We start from the raw sequence: 3,138 nt of genomic DNA, 5'->3' as shown, positions 1-3,138 counted from the left end.
CAATCCCCATAGCAACAAACCACCCACCAAGCCCAACCCCGCGATTTCCCGCTTGAGCGCTTCTCCGACGCCAGGCAACGTCCCGCGTCACTCAAACGTCGCGCGGGGCGTCCGAGAAACCTACATCGAAGCTGACTTTCTCTAACGCGCAGCATTGCGCAGATGCGGTAGGAGCGTCCGTCAATCACGGCCCTTACCGGACATAGTTGGCTCCCGTAACGAATGGCCGTTTTCAGGCCAGCCAAGACATTTATCGGTTCGTCGAAATGCCTGCGCCCCGTCATAGTGCACGACCTTTTGCAAAGGCGCTGGATTAGCTGAATTACCTGTCACAACAACTGGGAAAGCCGCGATCTTTTTGCCGAGATCGCTGGATGTTTGACCACCATCACCGTCAGCTTTCGCTGTGGTCCTTGTCATAGGCAACGCGTGCCGCTTCGACCGCGTCCATGTTGCTGTTCGCCCAAAGATAGATCGCCTGAAACGGCGGCAACAAGGTCAGACCCAGCGGCGTCATCTCGTAAAGCACACCCGGCGGCGTGCTCGCGACGACAGTTCGGGCGATGATCCCATTCCGCTCTAGACGTTTAAGGGTCATTGATAGCGACTTCTGCGAGACCCCTTCCAACCGCCGCTTCAGATCATTAAACCGTGTGCCGCCGCCGTTCAGCACCGTCATGATCATCATCGACCACTTGTCGGCGACCTGATCGAACAGCAGACGTGATGGGCAATCGACCGAAAAACGGGATCCGTTGCAGTGCGTGTCATGCGGCATGGCTTCCTCCGGGTTACTTAGTGCATCTTAGGTGCGCTCTGGACACTTGGTATAAGAAGTATACCTAAGCCGTCGAAACGAAAATAGCTAATCAGGATACGACATGAAAACCGACACACTCTTCCGCCCCTTCTCCCTTAAAGGGATGGAACTGCGCAACCGCATCGTCATGGCCCCCATGACCCGCAGCATGGCCCCTGAAGGCATCCCCGGACAGCCGCAGGTGGACTATTATGAACGCCGTGCGGCCGCCGACGTCGGCCTGATCCTGACCGAAGGCACCGTGATCGACCGTCCCGCGTCGCGCAACACGCCCGGTATTCCGTTCTTTCACGGAGACAAGGCGATGGCCGGTTGGACCGATGTTGCCGCTGCCGTGCATGCGGCAGGCGGCAAAATTGCGCCGCAGATCTGGCACACCGGCTCCACGCGCGCCGGTAAGTGGGAGCCTGAGGCCGAAGTCGAAAGCCCGTCTGGTCTTGTCGGTCCGAACAATCCCCGCGGCCGTGCCATGTCCGAAGCGGACATTGCAGACACCATCGCGGCCTTCGCATCCTCGGCCAAGCTGGCCCGCGACGCAGGCTTTGACGCGGTCGAGGTGCACGGCGCACACGGCTACCTGATCGACCAGTTTTTCTGGTCCGGCACGAACCAGCGCGACGACCGCTGGAACGGCCCCACGATCAAAGAGCGCTCGCGCTTTGCCGCAGAAATCGTGAAAGCGATCCGCGCCTCCGTCGGCCCGGACTTTCCGCTGATCCTGCGCGTTAGCCAATGGAAACAGCAGGACTACACCGCGCGGCTGGCCACGACCCCGGACGAGATGACGGACTGGCTTATGCCGTTGGTCGAGGCAGGCGTCGATATGCTGCACTGCTCTCAGCGTCGGTTTTGGGAGCCTGAATTTCCCGAACTCGACGGCGCGGACGGTCTGAACTTTGCCGGATGGGCGAAAAAGCTGACCGGCGCTGCGACGATCAGCGTTGGATCGGTCGGCCTGAATTCCGACTTCGGCGGCGCCTTCGCGGGTGAAGGGTCGCAGACCACACCGCTCGACCGGCTGGTCAACCGGATGGAGCGTGATGAATTCGACCTGATCGCGGTCGGCCGCGCCATCCTGTCAGATGCGCAGTGGGTGCAAAAAGTTCATAACGGCCAGATGGACGCGCTGCATGGCTTCAAGGCCGAAGACCTCCAGGCCCTCGCATAACTTCTTCGGCGGGTCAGCACGCCTGGCCCGTCGCTCGAATGGCTCGAAATCGCACATGTCATGCTCAGCAACGTGCTGGGCATTACATGTGCAGCCGGACCAATTCGCCATCTATCACGGCTGTAAACAGGCCAAAATGAGCGCTTCCGTGTATACAGATACGTGCCGAGGCAGTTTTTTGGGCCTTGTTGCGCAAAGCCTGCTTGGGATTCACCGCGGGAATCCAATGTGGTAGCTGAGCGGCATGAGGATATCTGCAAAGACAGTCTACAAGACCACGAACTGGCATGACTACAACCTCGCGCTGAAACAGCGTGGATCGCTGAGCGTCTGATTCGATCCGGATATGGTGTGGGAGGCTGCACCGACGAGCAAACGCGGCCGGCAACCGATCTATACGGCGGCCATTCAGGCCTGCCTCACGCTCAAGGTCCTCTTCGGCATGGCGCTTCGGCAAACGACTGGGTTTGTCGCGAGCCTGCTGAAGCTCGCCGGGTTCGACTGGTCCGTGCCAAATTTCAGCACGCTGCGCCGCCGGCAAAAGACCTTGAACGTGGCTGTCCCGTATCGTGGATCGAAGGGGCCATTGCACCTCTTGATCCCCTCTCGTCGCTGCAAGCAGCGACGGCCGGGCAGTGGACAGCACCGGCATCAAGGTTGAAGGTGAAGGCGAGTGGCACGCGCGCAAGCATCCCTCTCATCGAAACTTCGTTTCGACTGCCGGGCAATGCGCGGCCCGAAGCGGCGGGAGACAATCGAGACGGGTTCGAGTTAATTTGGAGCCACCCGGTGATCATCCGGGATTGACCAGGTGGAGTTCAATTTTCGGAAATATCTGCGCGTAATGGATAGATTAAAGTTTCGTTATACTGTTCATTCGAACGGGAATCATACAAAAAGAGACCCCAAATGAAAGCTAGTAGGAATACTGAGACGCGGCGTCAGGCGATGCTTCAATTTTTGAAAGAGAACGGACGGGTGAGCGTTGAGCAGCTTTCCGAACGCTTTCAGACAACACCACGGCTCTGTTGATGGCGTGGATGCCCCTCCCGACGGCATCGCAATGTGCCATTGTGGTGAGTGTTAAAGCCATCACAAAAGGAAGGAGCATCCATGTCCGAAGTTACTATTATCGGTGTCGACTTGGCAA

3 protein-coding genes and 1 pseudogene are annotated in these 3,138 nt (G+C 58.5%); 3 read left to right on the top strand and 1 reads right to left on the bottom strand.

All coding sequences use genetic code 11. The features are described from left to right. Positions 1-394: 394 nt before the first annotated feature. Positions 395-778: a helix-turn-helix domain-containing protein gene (locus FQ320_RS25040; protein WP_148475971.1), complete on the bottom strand. Its 384-nt coding sequence runs from the start codon at positions 776-778 to the stop codon at positions 395-397. Positions 779-881: 103 nt separating this feature from the next. Between FQ320_RS25040 and FQ320_RS25035 the strand changes: the two genes are divergently transcribed. The 3 genes and pseudogenes from FQ320_RS25035 (at position 882) to FQ320_RS27020 (ending at position 3,020) form a co-directional block, all read left to right on the top strand. Then, on the top strand, positions 882-1,988 hold the full coding sequence (locus tag FQ320_RS25035) for an NADH:flavin oxidoreductase (protein ID WP_148475970.1): 1,107 nt from the start codon (positions 882-884) through the stop codon (positions 1,986-1,988). A gap of 244 nt (positions 1,989-2,232) precedes the next feature. Beyond that, positions 2,233-2,680, top strand: a pseudogene (locus tag FQ320_RS25030) (transposase); the annotation flags it as partial. A gap of 217 nt (positions 2,681-2,897) precedes the next feature. Next, positions 2,898-3,020, top strand: a complete 123-nt coding sequence (locus tag FQ320_RS27020; protein WP_148475969.1) for a DeoR family transcriptional regulator — start codon at positions 2,898-2,900, stop codon at positions 3,018-3,020. Positions 3,021-3,138: the final 118 nt, after the last annotated feature.

This window comes from Oceaniovalibus sp. ACAM 378 (assembly GCF_008085915.1).
Classification (GTDB): domain Bacteria; phylum Pseudomonadota; class Alphaproteobacteria; order Rhodobacterales; family Rhodobacteraceae; genus Oceaniglobus.
The sequence above is the reverse complement of the archived record's forward strand: the minus strand, read 5'-3'. Positions and strand labels throughout refer to the sequence as shown.